Origin of the sequence: Microbacterium sp. cx-55 (genome assembly GCF_021117345.1) — a bacterium.
In the GTDB taxonomy this organism is placed as follows: domain Bacteria; phylum Actinomycetota; class Actinomycetes; order Actinomycetales; family Microbacteriaceae; genus Microbacterium.
The window spans coordinates 2,245,733-2,272,162 of record NZ_CP088261.1 but is presented as its reverse complement, the minus strand read 5'-3'; the positions used below and the strand labels follow the sequence as shown (position 1 = coordinate 2,272,162).

At 70.1% G+C, this 26,430-nt stretch carries 16 protein-coding genes; 7 read left to right on the top strand and 9 right to left on the bottom strand.

The window, feature by feature from the left end; translation table 11 throughout:
- Nucleotides 1-3 precede the first annotated feature (3 nt).
- Together LQ938_RS10710 and LQ938_RS10705 are read right to left on the bottom strand one after the other, a co-directional pair.
- Entirely contained in the window at nt 4-6,045 is a 6,042-nt protein-coding gene (locus LQ938_RS10710) for an Ig-like domain-containing protein (RefSeq protein WP_223720602.1), read from the bottom strand.
- A 1-nt stretch (nt 6,046) separates the two neighbouring features.
- Nucleotides 6,047-7,186, bottom strand: a complete 1,140-nt coding sequence (locus LQ938_RS10705; protein WP_223720603.1) for a serine/threonine-protein kinase — start codon at nt 7,184-7,186, stop codon at nt 6,047-6,049.
- A 126-nt stretch (nt 7,187-7,312) separates the two neighbouring features.
- On the opposite strand from LQ938_RS10705, the gene LQ938_RS10700 reads away from it, so the two are divergent.
- From LQ938_RS10700 to LQ938_RS10690, 3 genes are all read left to right on the top strand, one after another.
- Entirely contained in the window at nt 7,313-9,175 is a 1,863-nt protein-coding gene (locus LQ938_RS10700; RefSeq protein WP_223720604.1) for a thioredoxin domain-containing protein, read from the top strand.
- A 51-nt stretch (nt 9,176-9,226) separates the two neighbouring features.
- Complete coding sequence (locus tag LQ938_RS10695; protein WP_223720605.1) at nt 9,227-9,781, top strand: MarR family winged helix-turn-helix transcriptional regulator; 555 nt, start codon at nt 9,227-9,229, stop codon at nt 9,779-9,781.
- Nucleotides 9,782-9,909: 128 nt separating this feature from the next.
- Entirely contained in the window at nt 9,910-10,164 is a 255-nt protein-coding gene (locus LQ938_RS10690) for a three-helix bundle dimerization domain-containing protein (RefSeq protein ID WP_223720606.1), read from the top strand.
- Between the two features lie 191 nt (nt 10,165-10,355).
- Here the strand turns inward: LQ938_RS10690 and LQ938_RS10685 are convergent, their stop codons facing one another.
- Nucleotides 10,356-11,933, bottom strand: a complete 1,578-nt coding sequence (locus tag LQ938_RS10685) for a dolichyl-phosphate-mannose--protein mannosyltransferase (protein WP_223720607.1) — start codon at nt 11,931-11,933, stop codon at nt 10,356-10,358.
- 23 nt (nt 11,934-11,956) lie between these two features.
- On the opposite strand from LQ938_RS10685, the gene rsmI reads away from it, so the two are divergent.
- On the top strand, nt 11,957-12,775 hold the full coding sequence (gene rsmI, locus LQ938_RS10680) for a 16S rRNA (cytidine(1402)-2'-O)-methyltransferase (protein ID WP_223720608.1): 819 nt from the start codon (nt 11,957-11,959) through the stop codon (nt 12,773-12,775).
- 54 nt (nt 12,776-12,829) lie between these two features.
- Here rsmI and LQ938_RS10675 read toward each other — a convergent pair whose 3' ends face one another.
- The 5 genes from LQ938_RS10675 to LQ938_RS10655 all read right to left on the bottom strand — a co-directional run bounded on the left by LQ938_RS10675 (nt 12,830) and on the right by LQ938_RS10655 (nt 21,150).
- Nucleotides 12,830-15,205, bottom strand: a complete 2,376-nt coding sequence (locus tag LQ938_RS10675; RefSeq protein WP_223720609.1) for a glycosyl hydrolase 53 family protein — start codon at nt 15,203-15,205, stop codon at nt 12,830-12,832.
- 29 nt (nt 15,206-15,234) lie between these two features.
- Complete coding sequence (locus tag LQ938_RS10670; RefSeq protein WP_223720610.1) at nt 15,235-16,104, bottom strand: sugar ABC transporter permease; 870 nt, start codon at nt 16,102-16,104, stop codon at nt 15,235-15,237.
- Nucleotides 16,104-17,717 (bottom strand): ABC transporter permease subunit, encoded by a 1,614-nt coding sequence (locus tag LQ938_RS10665; protein WP_223720611.1) that lies wholly within the window; start codon nt 17,715-17,717, stop codon nt 16,104-16,106. The genes LQ938_RS10670 and LQ938_RS10665 overlap by 1 nt, the downstream gene beginning before the upstream one ends.
- Nucleotides 17,718-17,784: 67 nt before the next feature.
- On the bottom strand, nt 17,785-19,005 hold the full coding sequence (locus tag LQ938_RS10660; protein WP_223720612.1) for a sugar ABC transporter substrate-binding protein: 1,221 nt from the start codon (nt 19,003-19,005) through the stop codon (nt 17,785-17,787).
- A gap of 123 nt (nt 19,006-19,128) precedes the next feature.
- Nucleotides 19,129-21,150, bottom strand: a complete 2,022-nt coding sequence (locus tag LQ938_RS10655; RefSeq protein WP_223720613.1) for a beta-galactosidase — start codon at nt 21,148-21,150, stop codon at nt 19,129-19,131.
- Between the two features lie 181 nt (nt 21,151-21,331).
- Between LQ938_RS10655 and LQ938_RS10650 the strand changes: the two genes are divergently transcribed.
- Genes LQ938_RS10650 through LQ938_RS10640 form a run of 3 tightly spaced genes read left to right on the top strand, consistent with a single transcriptional unit; the run spans nt 21,332 to nt 24,857 of the window.
- A complete protein-coding gene (locus LQ938_RS10650) occupies nt 21,332-22,348 on the top strand; it encodes a LacI family DNA-binding transcriptional regulator (RefSeq protein WP_223720614.1) in 1,017 nt (338 codons plus the stop codon).
- Nucleotides 22,349-22,393: 45 nt separating this feature from the next.
- Nucleotides 22,394-23,968 (top strand): methionine--tRNA ligase, encoded by a 1,575-nt coding sequence (gene metG / locus LQ938_RS10645; protein ID WP_223720615.1) that lies wholly within the window; start codon nt 22,394-22,396, stop codon nt 23,966-23,968.
- A gap of 4 nt (nt 23,969-23,972) precedes the next feature.
- A complete protein-coding gene (locus tag LQ938_RS10640; protein ID WP_223720616.1) occupies nt 23,973-24,857 on the top strand; it encodes a TatD family hydrolase in 885 nt (294 codons plus the stop codon).
- 56 nt (nt 24,858-24,913) lie between these two features.
- On the opposite strand, the gene LQ938_RS10635 is transcribed toward LQ938_RS10640, so the two are convergent.
- Nucleotides 24,914-26,332 (bottom strand): sugar porter family MFS transporter, encoded by a 1,419-nt coding sequence (locus tag LQ938_RS10635; RefSeq protein ID WP_231341320.1) that lies wholly within the window; start codon nt 26,330-26,332, stop codon nt 24,914-24,916.
- Nucleotides 26,333-26,430 lie beyond the last annotated feature (98 nt).

Sequence of the window (26,430 nt, the reverse complement as noted above, 5' to 3'; positions counted from 1 at the left end):
GAATTAGCCTCCGGTGGGCGGGGTGTTCGTGGGAGTGGGCTCGGGAGCGACGCTGCCGGTGCATCCGCGATACGTCACGTCGAATCCAAGCGTGCCGTACTGGGCGGCGGGGTCCGTCCAGGTGAATGCGAGTCGTGCCGTGGCACGGGACGTGCCGTTGGGCACCTTCAGCGGATCATTCGGGTCGGGATCGAGCTCGGACGCGAAGACGCCGCCGAGAATCCCCTCGCTGTAGAAGCGCGGAGCGGGATCGGTCGACTTGATGGCCAGGGTCCCCAGGCCGCCGGGGTTCTGGCCGACTGCGGCCTGGAGCCGCGATCCGACGATGCAGGTGGTCAGGGCGGGATCGGCGAGCTGCACCTGCTTCGCGCGCGACGCATCGGCAGCCGTGATCCGGACGGGTGCGCCGCAGCGCGAGAGGTTCGAGCCCTGCACGCAGAACTTCACCTGCATGGAACCCTCGGCACCGATCGCGGGCTGCTGCCACTGGGTGGACTCTCCCTGGTGTCCGAAGAACACGGTCTCGTAGCCCAGCGGCGCGTTCACGTTGGGTGCCGACCGCACGAGATACGTGCCGTTGCCGTTGCCGCGCCCATCCGGGATCTCGTACGTCGGGTTCTGGGGGACCGGCGCTCCGGCCTGGTTCCAGGCCCAGCCGGTTGCTGTTCCGGTCTTCGCGGCTCCGAAACCGTTGCTGACGCAGGCGCCCACGGTGTACTCGCGGTTCTCCTGGAGTCCGGAGATCGTGGACGACGACGATTCCTGGCCGCCCGACACGCGCAGCCCGGTGCCGTCGGAGCCCACCGAGCAGGAGAAGTCCGCACCGCGGGGAACGGCGACGTAGATGATCTCGTTCGCGCGGCTGCTGCCGTTCCGATCGAGAGGGGCATCGCTCACTCGGATCGCGTTCTTCGCCTCCGCGGCGACCGAGACGTCGCCGGTGCGGGGAAGGCCCGCGACATTCACGCTGGCCTGACCCGAAGAGCCGACGGAGCCGCTGCCGTCGGGCGCCTCGTTGTTGCTCGTGGGCGTCACCGTGATGGTCGTTCCCCCGACGGGGAGCTGAACGGCGAGCTCGGTGTACTCGCTGCCCGACTTCCGCACGGGGGCGCCGGCGCCGGTCACCTCGTACGTGCGCACCTCGGGATCGCTGTTCTGGATGCGGATGCGGACGACGCCCGAGTCGTTGCTCGTGCGTCCCTCCTGGTAGATGGGCTCCGCCGTAACCTGGCCGACGGTGGGGGAGCGGTAGGCCCAGGCGCGCGCCGTGACGCCGGCCCGGGAGTCGCCGACGCTGTTGTAGGCCCGCGCCTCGTAGGTGCGCTGGTCGCCGTTTGCGCCGACCGTGAAGGGCTGGCAGACACCGTTCGAGGCGCACGTCGTGACCTGCTGGCCGCCGTCGAAGATCCGGAAGCCCTGGAGCGCCGGGTAGGCGTTGCCGGCGGCGCCCGCATCCACGCGCAGCGTGATCGACTTGTCGCCGAACGCCGTCTGCGTAACCGCGTTCGGCGCCTTCGGGTAGCCCTGCAGGTCGAGGGTCACTTGGCCGTTGCGGTCTCCGCTCGACTGGCGTCCCTGGGCGTCCTCGACGGTGAAGCCGACGGTGCAGCGGGTGCCTTCCGCATCCGCCGCCCAACTCGCCTGAAGTGCGGTGGCGCTCGCGACCGAGAACGTGACACCCGTGCAGCTGCCGCCGGCGCCGCCGCCGACCGAGATGAGGCGCAGCGGGGTGCCCGGCAGCGGGTTGACCTCGCCGCCGGCGCCGATGACGTTGATCGTGCAGCTGTTGCCGGCGGACTGCGAGCACGTCTGCGTCAGGCTCGCACCCTTCGGCAGGGTGGAGGGGGCAGGTCCCACGGTCAGGGCCAGCGTCGCGGGGGGAGTGTCGGGGTGGCTCGGCAGCGTGATCGTGACGGGTTCCTGGCGGCCCGGGCGGGAGGCGTCCTTGGCCGTGACCGTCACCTGGCTGCCGGCCTGCTCGACCGTGAACTGGTCGCCGCTGTACCGCAACCCGTAGCTGAGCGCCGCCCAGTCCTCGGTGCCCGCCCACGTCGTCATGTCGGTCAGGTCGTACGTGGCCGATGACCCGGGGCTGACGGTGAGGGAGGCCGGGCGGAGCTCGGGCTGGGGGTCTTCCGCGATGATCTGCACCTGCACGGTGAGGAAGGTGTAGTCGTCCTGGCCGACCAGGCGCACGGGGATCGTGCACGTGTCGCGCCACGGGGCCCCGGCGCCTGCGGTGTACCGCACGGTCGTGCCGGACGTGAGCGCGCACCCCGCTTCGGCGCGGGCGCCGCCCGTCGCGATCCGGGAGCCGTCGATCTCGATGTCGGTTCCCGCGGGGAGGGCGACGGAGCGCTGCATGTCGATGTCGACGCTGGCCCGCTCGTCCACCTCGACGGTCGCGGCGGAGTTTCGCAGCGTCAACTGTAGGTCGTTGGTACCAGGGACGCGGAGGAAGCCGTAGGAGGTGACCTCGCGGCCGTCGAAGGACGTACCGGTCACCTGGAACGGGATGAGGAGGGTGCGCTCGGGGATTCGCCCCGAGATGCGTCGACCGTCGACCTCGATGCCGTCGGGGGCGTTCCAGAGCGACAGTGACAGCGATGCTGCGTCGCCGCCGCTCCACGAGACCTTCCCGCTCAGCACGTCGACGCCGTCGGGGAAGTCCTCGCGCGTTTCGACGGTCAGCGTCGTGTCGCGGATGACGGGGTAGTCGGGCACGGGGTCGCGAACGACTTTCAGCACGATCAGGCCGATCGCGGTGTCGCCGTTGCCGTTTCGCACCGTATACGCGAAGGAGTATGTGCCGAGCTGGGTGCCGGAGAGCAGCCGGACCTCGTTGGCATCGATGCCGTCGAGCATCTCCTCCATGGTGCGGTACTCGGCGGTGCCGACCTCGGCGTTCGGGCGCACGTCGATGACCTCGAGGCTGCTGCCCGAGGGGTCGATGTCGTTGTCGGCGGGCCGGACCACGGCTTCACCGTCGTCGTTGGCCTGCACCTGCAGGTAGTCGCTGTACGTGACCGGGCTCGGATCGGCTTCGGCGTCGAGCACGCCCACCCGCACCTCGCCCGTGCCGGTCGCGCCCTGCGCGTCGCGCACCTGGTACGTGAATGACACCTGCCCGCTGTCGCCGGCGTTGCTCGTGTACACGATCGCGTCGCCCTCGGCGGAAACCGTCGCCGATCCGCGCTCGGGCTGCGCCACGATGCGGTCGAGCGTCACGGCGTCGCCATCCGGGTCGACGGCGAAGCGATCGAACGGGATCGACACGGTCGATCCGCTCAGGACGCGGCCGACGAGCGTCCGTGGCACGGGAGCGGTATTGGCCTCATCCGGCAGCACGGTGACCGTCACGGTCGCCGTGTCGGTCATGTCGGGGAACCCCATGCGGTAGATCGTGTAGCCGACCGCGTACGACCCGGGCGCCGACGGAGCGAGGTAGCGGAGGAGGCGACCGGTCGCGAACGCGAGGCCCTCGCCGGACTCGTTCGTTATGGCGGACGCGTCGATCGCGAACAGGGCGCCGGCCGGCGCGGTGTCGTTGTCGAGCACCGGGATGTCGATCTGCGTGCCCGCACGCACGGTCACCGCGTCGTCGACCGCGATGGGGGGTTCGGCCTCGGCGGCCGGCAGCAGCACGACCGTGACCTCGCCGGAGGTGGTGGTGTACCCGTTGCCGGTACCGTCCGAGACGGTGTACGAGATGACGCCCAGCACGCCGGGCTGACCGTTGTCGGTCGCGCCGGCCACGCGCAGCATGCTCTGGCCGACGAGGTCGACGGTCAGGGTGGCCGACGCATCCGGGTTCGTCTGCACGTCGCTGGCGAGCAGCACGAGTCCGGCCGGGTTCGCCACGGCGGAGATGACATCGACCGTGGCGTCCTCGCCCGGGCGGACGAAGGCCGTCAGCGGCGGGGTGGAGATCTGCGTCTGCGCCGGGTCCACGAGCGTGATGCGGACGGTGCCGGTCGACTCCGCGATCTCATCGGCCACGACGTATTGCACGAGGTACGAACCCGGGTTCGGCGCGGAGAACTGGAAGGTGCCGGCGACGCTGTTGACCGCGATGTCGGCGCCGCCCTGGTCGAGGGTGTTCGCCGAACGCATCGACAGACCGCCCTTGACGCCCGTGACATGCGGCCGCACGTCGATCGTGGTGGGCTGACCCGCCGATCCGACGGCGGCGAAGGACTGCGCCGTGAGCTGCGGACTCGGGGTGACGGAGATCTCGAGAGGCTTGTCGGCGGACTGCCCGCGCGAATCCGACACGGTTACCGCGATTGATATGCTCTGCGCCTCGGTGGCGTTGGGGTTCGGATGCTGGAACGTCACGGTGCCCTGCGGGTCGAGCGCGAGCGACCCGATGCCGGACTGGTTCACCGCCGACGACACGTAGATCGGGTCGCCGTCGGGGTCGACCCAGCCTTCGAGCACGTTGACCGCCACCGTGCCGCCGGGCACGACCTGGGGGTTCGGCCAGGTGGAGAGGCAACCCTCGACGCCGCACCAGACCGGCGGGGAGTTCTGCGTGTCGGGGGCGACTGTGAGCGTCACGGTTGCGGCCTCGGAGGTCAGTCCGTCGGTCGTCGTGCCATCGGTGACGCGGTAGCGGAACGTGGCCGTGCCGGTGGCCTCGGGAGACACCCGGACGACGAGCTCCTGCTGCTCGTTGGCCGTGCCCACCGTGCCGAACGCGGGATCGAGGCCCTCGACCGAGGCGGCCACGACGCTGAGCACGTCCTCGTTCGGATCGTGATCGTTGAGCATGACCGGGAGCACCACGCTTCGGCCCGCGCGCACACCGAACGCATCGTTCACGGCGACCGGCGGCTTCGGGTCGATGACGCGCTCGGCCTCGACCTCGTCCTGCTGCACGGTCGGCTGGTCGTCCTCGGAGTTCCACTCCTGCGACGAGGGGACGAGCTCACCGTCGGGGAGGGTCCACACCCATCCCGAGCGCGTCTCGTTGAGGATCATGCGTGAGCCGTTGGTGACGAACTCGGGTTCGATCTCGTCGCCGAGCGTGCCGCCGCGGTAGTCGAGGTCGGACGCGCCGTTCTCGCTCGACCAGAGCGTGCCGGCCCCGCCGCTGTCGGGCAGCCACGCGCCGTACACGACGCCGTTCAGCTCGGCGGGCGCGGCCGGGGTGCCCTGCGCCGTGTCGTCGGCGCGTTCGGGCGCGGAACCGTCGCGCGGCACGGCGACGAGTCCGGTCGTATCGGCGATGTAGAGGTCGTCCCGGTCGGTCGTGGGGCGCTGTAGCACGCCGCCCGTCGTTCCGGACTCGAGCGGTTCGTTGCGTCCGCGCACCCAGAGGGCGCCGGATTCGGTGTCGAGAAGGGCCCACGAATCGCCGATCGCGCTCAGCTGAGCGCCCTCGGCCGGGCCGTCGGTGACGTCGTCGGTTCCGAGCACGCGTCCGGACACCGCATCCGCCCGGATGACGCGCTGCTCCGCGCCGGAGTACGCGTAGACGGTGCCATCCGTGCCGACCGAGACGGCCGATGCGACGAACGTGCGGCGGTCCTCGCCCTCGGCGGGCTCGTCTTCGGCGTAGGGGTCGATCGAGATCGCCGTCGCGCCGGAAGAAAGCGAGGAGGCGTACACGGCGCCGCCGTCGGTCCGGTAGACGATGACGTCTCCCTGCGAGACGACGTCGACCGTGCCGGCGGGGGTGTTCTGGAAGGCGTCCTCGGCGTCGGCGTCGAGGTCGACCGGGGTGGCCATGTCGACGTCGGCGAATCGGGTGTCGCCCTCGGCGTAGACGAAGAGGCGGTTCGCGTTCTGCACGATTCCGCTGGGGTTCTCGACCTGCTTGACGGTGTCGATCTCGTTCACCGTCGTGTTCACGCGGGCGTAACGGCGGCCCTCGCCCGACTGCATGGCCCAGATCGTGCCGTCGTCGGGGGGCGTCTGCTGGGCGTCGAACCCGGGCCAGACCGCCGCGAGGGTCACGACGAGCGCGAGGACGGCCGTGATCGCACTGCCGATGATCCACGTGCGGCGCGGGATGCGGGGGCTGTCGGAAGAGCTCGACACGTCAGCGACCTCCCACGACGATGGCGGTGACGACGACCGCGGCGGCCACGATCAGGACCGCGCCGACCGCAATCGCGGCAATGAGTCCGCCGGAGAGACGCCGTCCGCGGGGTTCGGCGCCCGCGAGCACGGTGCCCTCGTCGGGGCGGTGCGCGCCGGCGCCGCGGACGCGCTCGGGGCGACGGGACTCGTACTGCACGCTCGGTCGCACGGGACCGCGGGCGCGGTCGTCGGCGAAGTCGACCGCGGCGCCGGCCGATGCCCACTCGTCGACCGCGACCTCCATCGGCGTGTGCGGGAGTCCGAGCTCGTGCTGGACGAGCTGCAGTTCGTACGCGAACTGCGCGGCGGACGGCTGGCGTGCGGCGGGGTCGCGCTGCATCGACCGGCTCAGCACGGCCTCCAGGCTGGCCGGCACGTCGGAGCGCCCGATCGGCGTGTACGCGGCACGCCGGATGCGGGTCTTCAGCTGGTCGCGGGAGTTCTGCCCGGAGCCGGCGCGTTCGAAGGGGCTCCGACCCGCGAGCAGCGAGTACACGGTCGCCCCCACGCTCCACACCTCGGCCGGCACCGAACCGGCGACGCGCTCGTCGATGATCTCGGGCGCGCTCCACGGCACCGACATCGCGAACACTTCTTCTTCGCCGCGGCCACCGACGGCCGTCGCGATGCCGAAGTCGGCGAGCACCGGCGCTCCGAACGCGGTGATCAGCAGGTTCGACGGCTTGATGTCGCGGTGCAACAGCCCCGAACGGTGCGCGGTCTCGAGTGCCGACGCGATCTTGATGCCCGCCTGGAGCACCTCCGCGACCGGAATGACCTCGCGCCGGTACCGCGAGCCCAGCGAGCTCGGGCAGTACTCCATCACGAGGTACGGGCGACCGTCGGAGGAGATGCTGGCCTGGTAGATCGTCAAGATCGAGGGGTGCGCGCTCAACCGGGCCATCACATCGGCTTCGGCGTTGAACATCCGGAGCAGACCGTCGTCGACGAGGTCCTCGAGAAGCACCTTGACCGCGACGGGTCGCCGGGGCATGTCCTGCTCGAACAGGAAGACGTCGGCGAAGCCGCCGGTCCCGAGCGGGCGCACGTACGTGAACCCGGGCAGAACCGGAGGCGCAGCGGGCAGTCTTTGCGCCACCCCATCCCCCTTCGGGCGTACAGCCAAACCCAGACGAGCCCCGAGCGCGGAGGTCGTCCACCTTTCCTACCACAGCGTTGCGAGCAACCCCGACGGGTTGCGCGACGCCCTGATTACCCTTGCTGCATGTCTCGGCTCTCCGCATCCGCCAGCCCGTACCTGCGCAGTCACGCCGGACAGCCCGTCGCCTGGTATCCGTGGGGCGAAGAAGCCTTCGCAGAGGCGCGGCGACGCGATGTGCCGGTGCTCGTCTCGATCGGCTACTCGACCTGTCACTGGTGCCACGTGATGGCCGCGGAGTCGTTCTCGGATGCCGATACCGCGGCCCTGATGAACCGCGATCTGGTCGCGATCAAGGTCGATCGGGAGGAACATCCGGAGGTGGATGCGGTGATGATGGCGGCAGCATCCGCGTTCACTCCGAACCTGGGCTGGCCGCTGTCGGTGTTCACGACGCCGGCGGGGCGCCCGTTCTTCGCCGGCACCTACTGGCCGAAGGAGGCGCGGGCCGGGCACCCGGCGTTCCGCGACGTCGTCGCCGCGGTGTCGGAGGCGTGGACGGAACGGCGCGATGCGGTCGGGGAGACCGCGGAGGCTCTGCAGCGTGCGCTCGTCGCCGCGGCCGCCGAGGTGCAGTCCTCGTCGGCGCTCCCCTCCGGGGCGGATCTCGCCGCCCTCGTCGACGAGATCGCGGCGCGCGAGGATCGCATCTTCGGCGGTTTCGCCGCATCCGACGCCCCGATCGAGACCCCGAAGTTCCCGACCATTCCGGTGCTGCGTTTTCTGCAGCAGCGGGGTCTGCGATCTGAGCGACCGGATGCGGCGGCGCTCGCCGCCCGGACGTTCGACGCGATGGCCGACTCACCGCTGCGCGACTCGGTCGACGGCGGGTTCTTCCGCTACGCCACCCGTCGGGACTGGACCGTGCCCCATTACGAGCGGATGCTGACCGACAACGCGGGACTCATTGAGGTCGCCCTCGACGCGGGCCGGGGTGACATCGCGGAGGGTGTCGCGGGGTTCCTCCTCGACACGCTGCAGGTCGCGTCGGGCGGGTTCGGCGCCGCTCAGGACTCGGAGTCCGTCATCGACGAGCGCCGGACGGAGGGCGGGTTCTACCTGGCCGGCGCCGCGGAGCGCGTGTCCCTGGCTGCGCCCGCCGTGGACGGCAAGGTCGTCACGGCCTGGAACGGCTCCGCGATCGCCGCCCTCGCGAGGACGGGCGCTCGCCGGGATGCTCCGGCGTTGATCGCCGCCGCGCGGCAGGCGGTCGACGCCGTGCAGGAGGCCAACGTCGACGCCGACGGCTTCCTGCGCCGGGCATCGCTGGATGAGATCCGCTCGCCCGCATCCGCGACGCTCGAGGACTACGGCGCATACGCCGGGGGTCTGCTCCGGCTGGCGATGGTGACGGGCGAGCTGGCGTATGCGCGCGAGGCCCGCCGGTTGGTTGACCTCTGCATCGTCGAGGGCGCGCTCCGGACCCCCGGCGGCCGAGATCCGGTGCTCGCCGGGCTCGCGGCGCCGCCCGTCGATGACGCTGACATCGATCGCCCCGGCGGTGCGTCGGCGGTGGCGGATGCGGCGCTGACCCTCTGGGAGCTCGGAGTCGGTGAGGAGTACCGCGGGATCGCGGAGCGCATCGTGCGAGACGGGATCGCCCGGGCCGTCGCCGAGCCGTTCGCGCACGGTTCGCTGCTGGGCGTGGCAGCGCGACTGACCACGGCTCCGCGACAGATCGTCGTGGTCGTCGCCGAGGCTGCGGGTGATCCGCTGGCGCGGGCGGCGTTCGCCGCCGACGCCGACACCGTGGTGCGGGTCGATGTCGCGGGGGCGGCGGCGTGGGCGGAGGCGGGGTTCTCGCTGCTGGCGGACCGGACCGCGGTGGGCGGGCGGAGCACCGCCTACGACTGCCGCGGCTTCGTGTGTCTGCTTCCGGTTCACGTCCCGGCGGATCTGGCAGTGGAGACGGAGCCGAAAGCTCGCTAACTTAGTTAAACTGTGAGCTATCTCAGGATCGACACCGCGGAGGAGGGCGCCATGACGATGGAAGCCACGTCTATCATCGGACTCATGCCGGACCCGAGCGATCCGAACAGCGGATATTGGTACGAAGCCAGCGATGAAGCGCAGCGCCGTCGCGCCATCGATCTGCTGCAGGCCTTCCGTCTCTACCGTGCCGCGGAGGTCGCCATGCGCCGCCGCACCCGCGAGTCGATGTCGATGGGCGAGAACGACCTGCTCGTGCTCCGCTACCTCCTGAAAGCCAAGCAGCGCAGCGAGATGGTCTCTCCCGGTGAACTCGCTCGTTACCTCGCGGTGTCGACCGCGTCGATGACCGCGATCATCGACCGACTCGAGAAGTCGGGTCACGTGCGCCGCGAACGGCACGCGACCGACCGCCGGAGCATCTACGTCGTGCCCACGGTCGACACCGACGATGAAGTGCGCGCCACCCTCGGCGACATGCACCAGCGGATGCTGGGCGCCGTCATCGACATGTCGCCGGCCGACACCCTCATCGTCATGGACTGCCTCGCGCGCCTGCAGTCCGCGGTCGATCAGGTCGACGCGCAGGAGCCGGCGACCCGCTGATCCCGCGCCCCGCCGCGCAGACGCGGGGATCGCTCCGGATTCGGAAGGCTCGCGGGCATTCTTGCTCACGTACCTACCTACCCCGGCGAACGGGCCCGTTTCGCCCCATCCGGTGCGACGATGAGGTCGTGACCTCGATCCCGTTCCCGCTCGCGGGAGGAACCTCCGACAGCCCCATCGTGGACGGGTGGCTCCTCACCTCGTATGCGGGGGTCGTGCAGCGCCTCGCCACGCGGTTCCCGCACATCCGCACGGTCGACATCGAGGCGGTGCTCGTGCGCGAGCACGAGGCGTTCACCGGCGGTCGTCCGGTCGCCATCCCGATCGATGTCGAGTCGGGCGCCGAAGAGATCCTCGCCGCGGGAGCCGACCCCGGCCGCTGACCCGACCGGCTTCTCTCGCGGGCGTCAACCCCCGGCCGCTGACCCGAGCGGGTTCTCCCGCCGCCGTGCCTCTCCCGCCGCCGTGCATGTCCCACTTTTCGCGGCGCGTGTCCCACTTTTTGCCGCTATCGGTTGCTCAGAGCGGCAAAAAGTGGGACATGCAACCGGGTGACGGGGCAGAGCCTGCGCGGTCAGACCCAGGTGGGCAGCCAGTTGTGCAGGCGCCAGAAGTCGTAGGGCACCGGCATCGCCGTCCAGACGGGGTACCAGAACAGCGACACCAGGGTCACCGCGATCACGAACACCCAGACGAGTCGCTGGCCGATCACGCGGCGTGCGGCCACGGCATCCGGAGGAGCTCCGACCGCTGCCGCGGCCCTCGGACCGCCGACGATCTCACGCGCCGCGAGCGCGATCGCGATCACGAGGAACGGCATCATCGCCACCGTGTAGAACTGGAAGATCGTGCGGTCCGGATAGATCAGCCAGGGCAGGTACGTTGCGGCGATTCCGGTCAGAACGAGAGCGGCGGATGCATCGCGGCGCCGCACGAACAGCACGATCATGAAGATCGCCGCGGCGATCCCCGCCCACCAGATCAGCGGGTTCGGGATGCTGGAGACCGCCTCGACCGAATCACCGGTTTGCTGCCAGTACATCGAGGTCGGCCGCACGAGCAGCGGCCACTGCCACGCGGGGCTCGCGTAGCTGTGCGGGGTCACGAGCCCCACGTGGAACGCGTACATCGCCTCGTGGTAAGCCCACAGGCTCTGAAGGGGCGCGGGCACCCACGCCCACGCGTCGCCGGCCCCGTCGACGACGCTCTGCCGGTCGTAGCCTCCGGAGGTGAGCAGCCACCCCGTCCAGGTGGAGAGGTACACGACCGCGGCGACGGGAACCAGGAGCAGGAAGGATGCGGCGCCCTGGCGGACGGCATCCATCGGCCACTGCCACACACGGAGCCGCCGACGGGCGAGCGCGTCGGTCACGACGACGTAGATGCCGAGGGCGGCGAGGACGTACAGCCCCGACCACTTGACGCCGGTGGCGGCACCGGCCGCGAGGCCGGCGGCCAGCAGCCAGGGGCGGTTCCACCGCACCGGTCCCCACTGCGGTGGCTCGTCGCGTGCACCTATCCGGGCGGCGAGTCGTGCGAGGTGCGTGCGGCGATCGAGGAGGACGAACCAGAAGGCGAGCAGGAGGAAGAACGCGAGGAAGCCGTCGAGCAGCGCGATCCGGCTGAGCACGATCGAGAGCCCGTCGATCGCGAGCAGGAAGCCGGCGAGCCCGGCGACCGCGGTCGATCCGGTGAGGGTGCGGGCGACGAGGAACACCAGCAGGACGGTCGCCGTGCCGAACAGGGCCGCGGCGAAGCGCCAGCCGAACGCGTCGCCGGGGCCGAACAGCCACATCCCCGCCCCGATCAGCCACTTGCCGAGAGGCGGATGCACCGAATAGCTGCCGCGGGCGAGCGGCTCGAGCGGGGCGGCCGCGGCGAACGCGGCATCGGCGCCGTCCGGCCAGTCGGCGGTGTAGCCGAGCAGCCACTGCGACCAGGCGTCCTTCACGTAGTAGGTCTCGTCGAAGACGATCGACTGCGGATGACCGAGATTCACGAATCGCGTGATCGCGGCCAGCAGCACGAGCGCGACCGGGGTCCACAGGTCCACCCGACGCGAGAGGACGGGGCTCGCGCGCACCGTGTCGCGCCAGCGGTCGAATACCGTCGGGCGCCGCGTCGGCAGCAACGGCGGGGCGCTCGTGGTCACGGCCCCCAGCCTATGCTGGGCCGGTGATCATCCTCGCGGCGACGCCCATCGGTAACCTCGGCGACGTCACCCGTCGTCTCGTCACCGCGCTCGAGACGGCCACCGTCATCGCGGCCGAAGACACCCGTACGACGCAGCGTCTGCTCGCCGCGCTCGGCATCGACAATCGGCCGCAGCTGATCGCGCTGCACGACCACAACGAGAAGCAGCGGGCCGCGGAACTCGTGCGGCGCGCCGCATCCGAAGACGTGCTGCTGCTGAGCGACGCCGGGATGCCGACCGTCAGCGATCCGGGCTACGGGGTCGTGGCGGAGGCCGCGGCGCAGGGGGTGACGGTCACCGCGCTCCCGGGGCCGTCCGCCGTGCTCACCGCGCTCGCGGTCGCGGGTCTGCCGACCGACCGTTTCACGTTCGAGGGGTTCCCGCCGCGGAAGTCCGGGGATCGCCGCCGGATACTGTCGTCGCTCGCCGCCGAGCCGCGCACGATGGTCTTCTTCGAGGGGCCGTCGCGGGTGGCCGACACCCTCGCCGACATGGCCGCCGCGTTCGGCGGCGACCGTCGCGCGGCCGTCTGCCGTGAGCTCACGAAACTGCACGAGGAGGTCGTCCGCGGCCCGCTCGACGACCTCGTGGCGTGGGCGGAGCCGGGCACCCGCGGAGAGATCGTGCTGGTCGTCGAGGGCGCCGCCGCATCCGCTCTGCCTTTCCCCGACGCCGTGGCCCGGGTGCAGGAACTCGTCTCGGGCGGCATGCGCCTGAAGGATGCGGCGGGCGAGGTCTCGGCGCATACCGGTCACTCGTCTCGCGAGCTGTACCAGGCGGCGCTCGCCGCAAAGAGCTGAGCGCCCCGCCCGCGCGGACAGCACGCGGGCAGGACGCTCAGGGGTGATCGTCGGCTAGCGCTGGGCCGCCCGAACGGAGCGGCGGCGCGCCCACAGCGCTGCGACGGCGCCGGCGGCGAGCAGCAGGACGCCGAGGGCCGCGAGCGGCGTCGGATCCGTCTGCCCCGTGGCGGCGAGCCGGGACGCGTCCGGACCGGATGCGGGCAGTTCCGCCGTAACGGGCTGATCGAGCACGGGGGGCCCTCCGGGGCCGGTGACCGGCGGATCCACGGGGTTCCGGAGCGCGAGTCCGGCGAGCGCCGACGTGAGCAGGTCCGCCGCAGCCTCCACGCGGTCGACCGCCGGTGCGTCGGCACCGAGCACGAGCCGGGCGATGCGCGCCGCGTCGTCGACCGGCAGGAGACTCGCGTCGGTGTAGTCGGCGCGGTCCAGGGCATCGGCCCGGGCGAGCAGTGCCTCGAGCGCCGCGACGTCGGAGGCGGCTCCCGCAACACGGGTCAGCGCCAGGTCGTCGATCGTGCCCCACGAACCGGCGCTCAGCGCGGCGCTCACCCGCACGGTGACGGTGTCGCCGTCGGCGACCTCGATCGTGTCGGGTGCGGGCGTCGACCACACGGTCCACCCCGTCAGCGCGAAGGGGGCGGATGCGGTGTCCCGCCCGTTGGTGACCGAGAGCGCCAGGGTGCTCGCGGCGTCCTCCCCGTCGCCCTGGGCAGCACCGGTCACCCGGTAGGTGCCCGCGGGAAGCCCCGTCACGGTCTGCGACAGGTCGAAGCCGTACGCGCCGGCCGAATAGAAGTGCGCGGAACGCGACCCGGAACGCGGATCGTTCGTCGAACGCACCGTCAGGCCGGTGCCTGTGGTCGCCCACGGCGAAATGTCGGCGTCTTCGAAGCCGGGGTTGCGTAGATGGTTCACGGCCGTGACCGTGACCGTCGCGGTCGTCGCCAGACCCGCCGACGTGGTTCCGGTGAAGGTGTAGGTGCCGACCCCGGAGATCCACTCCGTGCCCGGCTGCCAGATCACCGACTGCTGCTCGACCGTGCCGTCGTTGTACGAGACCGGGACCGTCCCGGGCAGCGCAACGGGGGCGCCGTCCGCGACCGACACGGCGACCGTTCCGACGCTCGTGACCTCCCGCGGGGCGACCGCGCCGGTGCGGACGTAGGAGAAGACGCGCAGGGACTCGAGCGCCGTGCCGTCGTGCCCGAACATCGCCTGGTTGTCCCAGGCCGAGCCGCCGAACCACTGCCCGGCGTCATCCGGGTCGTACTCACCGGCGAAGCTCGATGCCCACCCGGACCCGTCGCGCTCCCACAGCACTTTGTTCGCGGCCAGCGACTCCGGCGGGCCGACGGGCAGCCACGCCGGCTCCCAGTAGTAGACGCCGATCCCGGCGCTGCCGACATCCGACACGGCCTGGATGACGTCGCGCACGGCGGTGGCCTGACCCTGCACGCTCACCGGGTACTGGGTGGCCTCGGCGGGCAGGTCGATGACGTTCCCGTGGCCGTCGCCGTCCTCGAGGGTGTACGCCCACGAGGTCTCGGCGACCATGACCTTCTTGCCGTACGTGTCGGCGATCTGGCGGAGCACCGAGGTGAGGTTCGCCGTCGTGCCGTGCCAGAACGGGTAGTACGACGACGCGAAGACGTCGTAGTCGACGTTCCGTGCGGCCAGCTGCGCCGCGATGTTCGCGTAGCTCCCGGCGCGCTCCGGGTTCGTGAAGTGGAGCGCGACGAGCGTGTCGGGGGAGACGCTTCGCACGGCGGCGGCACCGGCGGAGAAGATCTCGGCCATGCCGTCCCAGCCGGTGACCCCGGCGACGCCGTTGTTCGTCTCGTTGCCGATCTGCACCATCCTGACGTCGACGCCCGCGGTGGCGAAGTCCTGCAGGGCGGATGCGGTGAACGCGCGGACTGCATCCGCCCGCTCGGTCGTGGTGAGAGTCGTCCACGCCTTCGGCGCGTGCTGCTTGGCGGGGTCGGCCCAGAAATCGGAGTAGTGGAAGTCGACGAGCACACCGAGCCCGGCGGCGCTCGCGCGTTCGCCGATCTCGACCGCCCGTGCCACGTCGTTGTCGCCGCCGCCGTAGCCGTTGCCGTCCGCGTCGAACGGGTCGTTCCAGACCCGCACTCGCACGTCGCTCACGCCGGAGTCGGCCAGCAGCTCGAAGAGGTCGCCCGGAGCCCCGGTCTCATCGCGGAACACGACACCGGATGCCTCGAGCGAGAGCACCGACGACACGTCCACGCCCGTGATGAAGTCGGAGGACAGGCCCTCCACGCGCGGCACGGTGATGCCCGCGGGCACCGGGTCGTCGGGGGCGGCGGATGCGGGCGGCGCGGCCGCGAGCGTCAGCGCGCCGACCGCGAGGGCGGTCAGCGCGGCGACGGCTCGGCGCGGGGAACGGGATATGCGGCGTTGCATGGTGTCCTTTCCGGACGGGTGGGGTGGTGTCAGCCCTTGACGGAGCCCTGGGTGAGCCCGCCGACGATGAAGCGCTGGAGGGAGAGGAAGAGCGCGAGCACCGGGATGGCGGCGATGACCGCTCCGGCGGCGAAGAGCCCCCACCGCGAGGCCAGCTGATTCGACACCCACTGGTACATGCCGACGGCGAGCGTCCAGTTGTCTTCGGAGGTCAGCACGATCTTCGCGAGGATGTAGTCGCCGAACGCCGAGATGAAGGCGAGGAGGGCGACGACCGCGAGGATCGGCATCACGAGCGGCATGATCAGGCGCCAGAAGATCTGCGCGTGCGAGGCGCCGTCGATCTTCGCGGACTCGTCGATCTCGATCGGGATCGTGTTGAAGAACCCGTACATCAGGAAGGTGTTCGCCCCCAGTGCGCCACCGAGGTAGACGCAGATCAGGGTGAGCTTCGAGTTGATGCCGAGCGCGGGAACGACCTCGCCGATCGCGAGCAGCATCAGGAAGATCGCGACGAACGCGAGCGCCTGCGGGAACATCTGCACGATCAGGAGCGTGGTGAGGCTCACCCGGCGTCCGCGGAACCGGAAGCGCGAGAAGGCGTAGGCGGCCGCCGCGCCCATGATCACGGCGCCGACGGCGGAGATGCCGCCGATCAGGAGGGTGTTGCCGACCCAGGTCCAGTAGCTGGTCTGACCGAGCGCGGCGAAGTTCGCGAGGTCGAACGAACTGAACAGCGCGGTGGAACCCGACAGCGTGCCGCGGGGGTTGAGTGCGGCCGACAGAACGTACACCAGCGGGAACACCGCGTAGAAGATGACGATGGCGGCGAAGAAGTACTTCCAGCCGACTTCGAGCCACCAACGGCGGCGGCGGGCGGGAGTGCGTGTCGTAGACATCACTGATACTCCTCGAGCTTGCGGGTCTGGCGGAAGGCGATGGCGGAGATGATGCCGACGACGATGAACACGATGATCGACAGCGCGCTGGCGAGGCCGTAGTCGGCGGCGCCGCCCGCGACCCCCGAGACGCGGTAGATCGCGGAGATCAGGATGTCGGTCGAGCCGAGGCTGTACGGCGCCCCCGGGATCGGGGGACCACCCGCGTTGAACATGTAGATGACGGTGAAGTTGTTGAAGCTGAACGCGAACGACGAGATCGCGAGCGGGGCGGTGGAGACCAGCAGGAGCGGCAGGATGATCGCCCGGAACTGCCGCCACTTACCGGCGCCGTCGATCTCGGCCGCCTCGAGGGTGTCCTTCGGGAGGGCCTGCAGGGCTCCCGTGCACACCAGGAACCAGTACGGGAAGCTGAGCCACACGTTGATCCAGAGGACGGCCGCTTTCGCGAGCCACGGATCACCGAGCCAGTTGATCTGGCTGCCGAAGAAGAACAGGTCGTTGATGACGCCGAACTCCGCGTTGAACATGCCGCGGAACAGCAGCGCCGACATGAACGCGGGGAACGCGTACGGGAGGATGATGAGCGTCCGCAGGTACTTCCGGGCCCGCACGCGCGGATCGTTGAAGACGATGGCGAAGACGAGCCCGATTCCGAAGCTGATCACGACCGAGCCGATCGCGAACGCGAAGGTCCAGACGGTGACCGACAGCAGGGGGCCGGCGAGAGAGGCATCCGTGAACACGCGCAGGAAGTTGTCGAACCCGACGTTCACGTACCAGCCCGCCGGCAGGCGCGTGCCGTCTGCTGCGACGAAGCTGCCGGTCGTGTCGTCTGCGGTGTAGACCGTGCCGCTCACGGTGTCGGTGATGGTGCGGGCGTCTGCATCCCACAGCATCGTGGGGGTGTAGACGAGACCCGAGGAGCCGTCCCGCGTGCGGATGGAGCCGTCGTTCGGGTCATCCGAGACGGGAACGCGCAACGCCTCGATCGCGGCCTGCACTTCCTGGTCGGTGAGCAGTTGCGCGCGCGGCACGACGGTCCAGCCGTCGACGGATGCGGGAGCCTCGGCGCCGGAGGCGGACCCGGCATCCTGCAACGGCTGCGTCTCGGTGCCCACTCGCACGTCGCCGCCGTCGTTGATCGCGAAGCCGTACTCGCCGAACCGTTCGACGACCGTCAGGGGGTAGGTGGCCGAGCCTTCGACGCGACGCTCGCCCTGGACGAGCGCGGCATCGACGGCCTGCTCGACGGAACCGGCGTGACCGGTGCCGTAGTTCGTGAAGGCGATATACGCCGTGTAGCCGAAGACGAACACCTGGAACACCAGCAGGAACACGAGCCCCGGCATGAGGTATTTCAGGGGCAGCGCGCGACGGGTGAAGTAGACGATGTCGGCGGCGATCAGAAGGATCGTCGTCACCCCAACGAGCAGCCACGACTGCACGCTGAGGGCGGAGATGATCGCCATGATCCCGAGCGCGTTCACCACGCCCATCAGGATCACCTTGACGACGAATCCGACACCGTGCGCGCGCCAGGCGCGTGCGTGCGACTCGCGCCGCGGATCGGTCGGTGGGGTGTCCTGCTCGATGACCTGTTGCACCGTCATGTCTTCTCCCGTCGGGGGATGGGGGTCGAGCGGGCGGGGCGGGCGTGGTGCCCGCCCCGCCGTGCGCTCAACCGGCGAGGGTTCCCTCGAGGTCCGTGGTCATCTGGTTCCACGTCGTCGCCGGGTCGGCGCCGTTGATGATCTGGGCCTCCGCGGAGTTCCAGAAGTCCCAGACCGATCCCATCTCGGGGATCGACGGCATCGGGACGCCGTTCTGCGACGACGCACGGAATCCGGCGATGATCGGGTCGGATGCGACTTCCTCGCCGAGCGTGGTCCACGCCGGGATGCGGGGATCGGCCTCGTAGAGCGCACGCTGGGCATCTTCGGTTCCGAGGTAGTTGACCAGGAACTCCTGCGCGAGCAGTGCGTTCTTGCTCTGCGAGCTGAGGTAGAAGCCCTGCACGCCCACGAACGGAGCGGCCGGTTCGCCACCCGCCGACGGGATCGGGTTCACGGCGACGTTGACGTCGGGGAAGGAGCTGATGGCCCACGGACCCTGGATCGTGTACGGGGCCTTACCCGACGCGAACAGCTCGTTGTTGATGTCGTAGTCGATCGTGGTCGAGAGGTAGCCGGTACCCGCCGAGCCGTTCGCGTGCAGCCACTGGGCGAACGCTTCGCCCTGCGCACCCTTCATCCCGACCTCGCTCGTGTACGAACCGGAGGCGTCCTGGACGAACACCGGAGCGCCGAACGACGTCTGGAAGCCGTACATCGTGTAGCCGTCGCCGGTCTCGCCGGCGGTGTTGATGACGAAGGGGCGCTCGGTGCCGGCAGCGATGCCCTTCTGGATCATCTCGTCCCACGTCGCGGGGGCTTCGGCGCCGACCAGGTCGACGTTCTGCACGAGTGCGACGGTCTCGAGCGAATAGGGGAGCGCGTACAGCTGACCGTCGTAGGTCATCGCCTCGAGGGCGACGGGCTCGAACTCGCTGGACTTGTCGCCGAGGTCGATCGTGTCGACGACGCCGGCCGCGACGAGAGCGCCGAGCCAGTCGTGCGAGCCGACCGTGATGTCGGGGCCCTCGCCGGTCGGCACCTGCGAGATGAAGTCGTTGCGGAGGTCCTCGAAGTTCTTCTGCACGAGGGTGACCGTCGCACCCGTCTCCTCTTCGAAGGCGGTGGCGGCCGCGGAGATGGCTTCCTCGCGCTCCGCGTCGGTCCAGATGACGAGCTCGGCGGACGAGGCCGCCGTCTCCTCGTCCGGGGAGGCCCCGCCGGAGCACCCGGCGAGGAGGAGGGCGGACGCCGCGGCCGCGACGCCGATACCGATGATCTTGCGCATGGACATGTTCCTTTCAGAACGCTGTGGCCGGGGTGCGCCGTGTCTGTGACGTCGCGCCGTTACGACCGGTGGGTGGGCGTCGACCGGTTAGTCGGGCGCCGAGGGAGGGGTGAGCGGATGCGGTCAGCGGCCGCTCCGTGAGGTGGGAGAGGTGCGGATGACGGCGACGCCGCCCGCGCGGACAGTGAACTCGCCCTCGGCCGCGTGGCCGCTGAGAAGGTCGGTCCCGTCGATCGGGAAGGTCGCGGGAGTCTCGGCGTGGTTCACGGCGACGACGAAGTCCGCATCCGCACCGTGGCGGCGGATGACCTCGAGGCCCGCGGGCAGGTCGGCGGGGGCGAGACCCGCATCGGCGTACACGTCGCGGAAGATCGCAGCGAGGCCGGCCGCATCCGGTCGCGTGCTGATGTACCAGCCGGTGCCCGCGCCGTGACGGTGGCGGGTGACGGCCGGGCCGCCCGCGGCCGGGCCGTCGAGGTAGGTCGCGCGGACCTCGGCGCCGACGACTGCGACGTCCTCGGCCCAGACGTCGATCGCCAGGCGCTCGCCGCTCCAGTCGATCCCGGCGGTCGCGCCCTCGCGGAGCGGAAGGAACTCCTCCACGCGCACGCCCAGCGCCTGCTGCAGGGGGGCGAGGTAGCCGCCCTCATGCACGGCGTCGTGCTCGTCGACGATGCCCGAGAAGAAGGAGACGACGAGCGTTCCGCCGCCCTCGACGTAGCGCGTGAGGTTGTCGGCGTCGGCGCGGGTCAGCAGGTACTGAGCGGGCACGACGACCAGCCGGTAGCCCGACAGGTCATGACCGGGCAGGGCGAAGTCGACGGTGATGCCGTCGCGCCACAGGCGTTCGTAGTAGGCGCGCACGCGCTCGGCGTGGGTGAGCAGATCGGAGGGGCGCCACTCGAGATCCTGCGCCCAGAACGACTCGAAGTCCCAGAGCACGGCGACATCCGCCCGCACCTGCGAACCGCGCACCTCGGCGAGCTTTCCGAGGTCGGCGCCGAGCGACACGACCTCGCGGAAGACGCGGGAGTCCGTGCCGGCGTGCGGAAGCATCGTCGAGTGGAACTTCTCGGCACCCGAGCGGGAGGCGCGCCACTGGAAGAACAGGATGGCGTCGGCGCCGCGGCCGAGGTGGGCGAGGGAGTTGCGGGCCATTTCGCCGGGACGCTTCGCGACGTTCTGCGGCTGCCAGTTGACGGCGGAGGTGGAGTGCTCCATGAGGATCCACGGCTTGCCGCCGCCGACCGAACGCGTCAGGTCGGCCGCGATCGCGAGTCCGATCTCGCCCTCGGGGTCGGGCGCCCACAGGTAGTGGTCATCGGAGACCACGTCCACCTCGCGCGCCCACGCCCACAGATCGGTCGTGAGGCTCTGGTTCGCCATGAAGTTCGTGGTGATCGGCTGGGTCGCGTGAGCGCGGATCGCGTCGCGCTCGGCGATGAAGCACGCCCGCAGCTGGTGGTCGGTGAAGCGCGCGAAGTCGAGTCGCTGCGCGGGGTTCACGACCGACGGTGCGGCGGCGGGGGCGCCGACGTGCTCCCATTCCCCGTAGTGCTGGCCCCAGAAGGCCGTGCCCCAGGCGGAGTTCAGGGCGTCCAGCGTGCCGTAGCGCGCGCGCAGCCATTCCTGCCAGGCGGCCACGGCGTTCGGGGAGTAGTCCTCGCCGACCGGTACGCCGTATTCGTTGTGGACGTGCCACAGCACGATCGCGGGATGCCCGCCGTAGCGCTGGGCGAGCTCGGTGGCGATGCGCACCGACGCGTGCTGGTAGGCGGGCGAGGAGGGAGACGCCATGCCGCGCGAGCCGAAGCCCATCACGGTGCCGTCGCGGCTGATCACGCGGGCGTCCGGGTAGCGGGCGAAGAACCATGCGGGCGGCGACGCCGTCGGGGTGCCGAGGTCGACGCGGATGCCGTTCTCGTGCAGCAGATCGATGATCTCGTCGAGCCAAGAGAAGTCGAAGACCCCCTCGGACGTCTCGATCAGAGCCCAGGAGAAGATGCCGATGCTGACCAGGTTGACCCCGGCTTCGCGCATCAGGGTGACGTCTTCGCGCCACGTCTCACGCGGCCACTGCTCGGGGTTGTAATCGCCGCCGTACGCGATCGCATCGAGCTCGGGCCATCGGGGTGTCGCCGTCATGACGCTCCATTGGGTCGGGGTGTGAGGTCGCCGTCCGGGTAAGACTGGGACCGGTCACAGTCTCGGTCGGGATGCGCGGCGACGGCAACCCCGTGACCGGTTCGTTACCGAACTGTGACCGGTCACAGGCCGGTTTCCCGAAATACCCGGCACGGATGCCGCCGGGCGATAGAGTCCTCGCGTGGAAGAGACGACGGCTGTCCGGCGGCGGCCGACGATCCGAGATGTCGCGGCGGCCGCCGGCGTCTCCCGCGGAACCGTGTCGCGCGTGATCAACGGCGGGCACTGGGTGTCTCCGGACGCCCGAACCGCGGTGGAGGATGCGATCCGCCGCACCGGGTATACCGCCAACCACCACGCCCGAAGCCTCGCGACCGGCCGCGCCGGGTCGCTCGCCTTCCTGCTCACCGAGCCCCAGCACCTCCTGTTCGCTGACCCCACCTTCTCGCTGCTCCTGCGCGGCGCCGCCGAGGCGCTCGCGCAGCGCTCGATGACGCTCGTGCTCCTGGTTGCCGGTACGGCGGCGGAGCGGGCGAACGTCACCCACTTCGTGAGCGCCGGCCACGTCGACGGGGTTCTGCTGATCTCCTCGCACGAGTCCGAACCACTCCTCGACGCACTCCTCGAGGCCGGGGTGCCGACCGTGTCGTGCGGTCTGCCCCTCGGGCACCAGGGCGACTTCGCCGCCGTGTCGGTGGACGAGGAGGGCTCGGCGCGCGAGATCACGCGGTACCTCCGCGCGCAGGGCCACCGGCGGGTCGCGACCATCACCGGCCCCGACGACACCCCCGGCGGACGCTTCCGCCTGGTCGGCTATCGCGAGGAGATGGGCGCCGATTTCGACCCGCTGCTGGTGGCGCGCGGCGACTACAGCCGCGAGTCGGGGGCGCGGGCCATGGCCGAGCTGCTCGAGCGGACGACCGACATCGACGCCGTGTTCGCCGCATCCGACATGATGGCCGCGGGCGCGGTGGCCACTCTCCGCAAAGCCGGGCTGCGGGTGCCCGAAGACATCGCGGTGGCCGGGTTCGACGACTCGGGTCTCGCGGCGTCGCACGATCCGCCGCTCACCACGATGCGCCAGCCGTGGGAGCGCCTGAGCGCCGAGATGGTGACGCTCCTGCTCGAGGTGATCGCCGGCGGCGCCCCGCGCACCGTCACCTTCCCGACGGAGCTCATCGTCCGCGAGAGCGCCTGAGTCACACGGGCGGCCTGCCGCATCCGCCCCGCCTAGAATCGTCGAGTGAGCACCGGGGATTCCTTCTACATCACGACGCCGATCTACTACCCGAGCGATGTTCCGCACATCGGTCACGGGTACACGACGGTCGCCGTCGACACGCTCGCGCGCTGGCACCGCCAGGGCGGCGACGACACCTGGATGCTGACCGGCACCGACGAGCACGGGCAGAAGATGCTGCGGGCGGCCGCGGCGAACGGCGTGACGCCCCAGGAATGGGTCGACAAGCTCGTGAGCGAGGCCTGGTTCCCGCTCCTTCGCACCCTCGACGTCGCCAACGACGACTTCATCCGGACGACCCAGGAACGCCACGAGGAGCGCGTGAAGCGCTTCGTGCAGGCCATCTTCGACCGCGGGTACATCTACGCGGGCGAGTACGAGGCGCTGTACTGCGTCGGCTGCGAGGAGTTCAAGCCCGAGTCTGAGATCCTCGACGGCACGGGCGCGTTCGAGGGCCTCAAGGTGTGTGCCATCCACTCGAAGCCGCTCGAACTGCTGCAGGAAAAGAACTACTTCTTCAAGCTCAGCGAGTTCACCGAGCCGTTGCTCGCGCTCTACAAGGACCAGCCCGACTTCATCCGCCCCGAGTCCGCGCGCAACGAGGTCGTCTCGTTCGTGCGATCGGGTCTGAAGGACCTGTCGATCTCGCGGTCCGCGTTCGACTGGGGCATCCAGGTGCCGTGGGACCCGTCGCATGTGATCTACGTGTGGGTCGATGCGCTGCTGAACTACGCCACGGCGATCGGCTACGGCGACGACGAGGAGCAGTTCGAGCGCCGGTGGCCGGCGTACCACGTCGTCGGCAAAGACATCCTCCGCTTCCACGCCGTGATCTGGCCGGCGATGCTGATGGCGGCGGGCCTCGAGGTGCCCCGGGGCGTCTTCGCCCACGGCTGGCTGCTCGTCGGCGGCGAGAAGATGTCCAAGTCGAAGCTCACCGGTATCGCACCGTCCGAGATCACCGACGTGTTCGGCTCCGACGCGTACCGGTTCTACTTCCTGTCGGCGATCGCCTTCGGCCAGGACGGGTCGTTCTCCTGGGAAGACCTGGCGGCGCGGTATCAGGCCGAACTCGCGAACGGGTTCGGAAACCTCGCGTCGCGGACGATCGCCATGGTCGGCCGCTACTTCGAGTCGATCGTGCCGCCCGCCGGCGAGTACACCGAGGCCGACCTCGCGGTGCAGCGCATCGTCGCGGATGCGGCATCGGCGGCGGATGCGGCGATCGAACGATTCCGCATCGACGAGGCCATCGCCGCGATCTGGACGATCGTCGACGCTCTGAACGGGTACATCACCGAGAACGAGCCGTGGGCGCTCGCGAAGGATCCCGCAGAGCGGTCGCGGCTCGGAACCGTGCTGTACACCGCGGCGGAGGGCCTCCGCGCGCTGGCCGTGCTGCTCTCCCCGGTCATGCCCGTCGCCACCGAGAAGCTCTGGGTGGCGCTCGGCGCGGCCGAGAGCCTGGGCCGGCTGCAGGACCAGCCGCTCCGCCGAGCCGGCGAGTGGGGGACCCTTCGCCCGGGCACCTCGGTGAACGGGCTCGAGCCGCTGTTCCCGCGCATCGAGAACCCCTGATCCGGTGAGCGGAACCGATCCGAGCCAGTACGTTCGGCAGCGCGAGAAGGGCACGCGGGATCTCAGCTATCCCGACCCTCCCGAGCCGCTCGCGGTGCCCGTCTACGACAACCACTGCCACCTCGAGATCCAGGATGGCGACGATGCGCTGAGCCTCGACGAGCAGCTCGAGCGTGCGCTCGCCGTCGGCGTCCGGGGTGTCGTTCAGGCCGGCGGGGACATCGACTCCAGCCGCTGGTCGGCGTGGGCCGCGGCATCCCACCCCCGCGTGCTCGCCGCCGTCGCCATCCACCCGAACGAGGCGCCGCTGTACGCGGCCGCGGGTCGGCTCGACGAGGCGATCGCGGCGATGGACGACCTCGCGGCCCAGCCCCGGGTGCGGGCGATCGGCGAGACGGGCCTCGACTTCTTCCGGACGGATGCCGACGGAGTGCCCGCCCAGTACGAGAGCTTCGAGGCGCACATCGCCCTCGCGAAAAAGCACGACATCGCCATGCAGATCCACGATCGTGACGCCCACGACGAGGTGCTCGAGACGCTGATGCGGGTCGGCGCTCCGGAGCGCACGGTCTTCCACTGCTTCTCCGGCGACGCCGAGATGGCCCGGATCGCGACGGACCGCGGGTACTGGCTCTCGTACGCCGGAAACGTGACCTTCAAGAACGCGCAGAACCTCCGCGACGCGCTCGCGGTGACGCCGCTGGATCGGATCCTGGTCGAGACGGATGCACCGTTCCTCACGCCGACGCCCTACCGCGGACGCCCGAACGCGCCCTACCTCGTGCCGGTGACGGTGCGGTTCATGGCCGCAGAGCTCGGCATCGGTCTCGACGAACTCTGCGCCCAGATCGCCGCGAACACGCTCGCCGTCTACGGCTCGTTCGACTGACCCCGGGAACGACGAAGCCCGGGGCGGGCGGTCACCGCACCCCGGGCCGGATCGTCTTACGTGGCGGTCTGCTTCTGCTTCCGGACGAAGAGCGTCTCGGTCTGCTCGAGCGCCATGCCCTTTGTCTCCGGAATCTTCCAGAGCACGAACACGAACGAGAGCGCGGCGAACAACGCGTACATGCCGTACGTGAGGGGGAGTGACCACTCCGACAGCTGCGGGAACGTCCACGAGACCAGGAAGTTGGCGATCCACTGGGCACCGGCGGCGACGCCGAGCGCCTTGCCGCGGATGCGGCTCGGGAAGATCTCGCCGAGGAGAACCCACACGAGCGGGCCCCACGAGGCGCCGAAACCGACGACGAAGAGGTTCGCGGCGACCAGCGCGATCGGTCCCCAGGCACCGGGCAGGGTGACTTCGCCGTCCACCGTTTGCGCGAAGGCGAACGCCAGCGCCATGGTGCCGAGCGAGACGGTCATCAGCAGCGAACCAACCAACAGGATCGGCTTGCGGCCGATGCGGTCGACGAGGAAGATCGCGATCAGGGTGACCAGCACGTTGGTCACCGAGGTAAACACGCTGATCAGCAGCGAGTTGCTCTCATCGAAACCGACCGCCCGCCAGAGCGTCGTGGAGTAGTAGAAGATCACGTTGATGCCGACGAACTGCTGGAACACCGACAGGATGATGCCGATCCAGACGATGGGCTGAAGGCCGAGGGCTTTGCCGCGCAGCGACGCGCTTCGGTTCTTGCGATCGTCTTCGATTCCGCTGATCAGCTCGTTCATGGTCTTGTCGAGGTCGGCGGCGGGCACGAGGCGCTGGAAGATCGCGCGCGCCTCGTCGTTCCGGCCCTTCGCGAGCAGGTACCGCGGTGACTCCGGCATGGTGAACGAGAGGATGCCGTAGACCGCGGCCGGGATGACGCCGATGAGGAACATCCAGCGCCACGCGTCGAGGCCCCACCACAGCACGTTGTCGGCGCTGCCGGCGACACCCGCGAGGACGGCGTTGCTGAGAAGCGCCGTGAAAATACCGAGGGTGATCGCGAGCTGCTGGAGCGACGCGAGGCCGCCGCGAACCTGGCGCGGGGCGATCTCGGCGATGTACGCGGGGGCCACGACCGAGGCAATGCCGATACCGATGCCGCCGAGCACGCGCCAGACGATCAGGTCGGGGACGCTGAAGGTCAGGGCGGATCCGATCGAGCTGATCAGGAACATGGCCGATCCGAGCAGCATGACCCGCAGCCGCCCCCACCGGTCCGACAGGGCGCCGGCGATGATCGCGCCGAGTGCGCAACCGAGGAGCGCAACCGCGACGACGAAGCCGGTCAGGAGGGCGTCCTTGGTGTACTCGGACTCGATCGATGCGACCGCACCGTTGATGACGGACGAGTCGAAGCCGAACAGGAATCCGCCGACGGCTGCGGCGATCGACAGCGCCGTGGCGCGTCTCCCGTAGGGGCTTTTCATCGAAAACGTGCCGGGAGGAAGGGTCTCGCTGCTGTTCACTCAGGAAACGATAGACCTCCCCGGAGCGACGGCGGGGTGATTGACACCACGGCTGGTTA

Bases quoted from the DNA above. Each gene is read 5' to 3' on its own strand.
- LQ938_RS10700 (WP_223720604.1), top strand. From the start codon at position 7,313: ATGTCTCGGCTCTCCGCATCCGCCAGCCCGTACCTGCGCAGTCACGCC.
- LQ938_RS10695 (WP_223720605.1), top strand. From the start codon at position 9,227: ATGACGATGGAAGCCACGTCTATCATCGGACTCATGCCGGACCCGAGC.
- LQ938_RS10675 (WP_223720609.1), bottom strand. From the start codon at position 15,205: ATGCAACGCCGCATATCCCGTTCCCCGCGCCGAGCCGTCGCCGCGCTG.
- LQ938_RS10670 (WP_223720610.1), bottom strand. From the start codon at position 16,104: ATGTCTACGACACGCACTCCCGCCCGCCGCCGCCGTTGGTGGCTCGAA.
- LQ938_RS10665 (WP_223720611.1), bottom strand. From the start codon at position 17,717: ATGACGGTGCAACAGGTCATCGAGCAGGACACCCCACCGACCGATCCG.
- LQ938_RS10660 (WP_223720612.1), bottom strand. From the start codon at position 19,005: ATGCGCAAGATCATCGGTATCGGCGTCGCGGCCGCGGCGTCCGCCCTC.
- LQ938_RS10655 (WP_223720613.1), bottom strand. From the start codon at position 21,150: ATGACGGCGACACCCCGATGGCCCGAGCTCGATGCGATCGCGTACGGC.
- LQ938_RS10635 (WP_231341320.1), bottom strand. From the start codon at position 26,332: ATGAAAAGCCCCTACGGGAGACGCGCCACGGCGCTGTCGATCGCCGCA.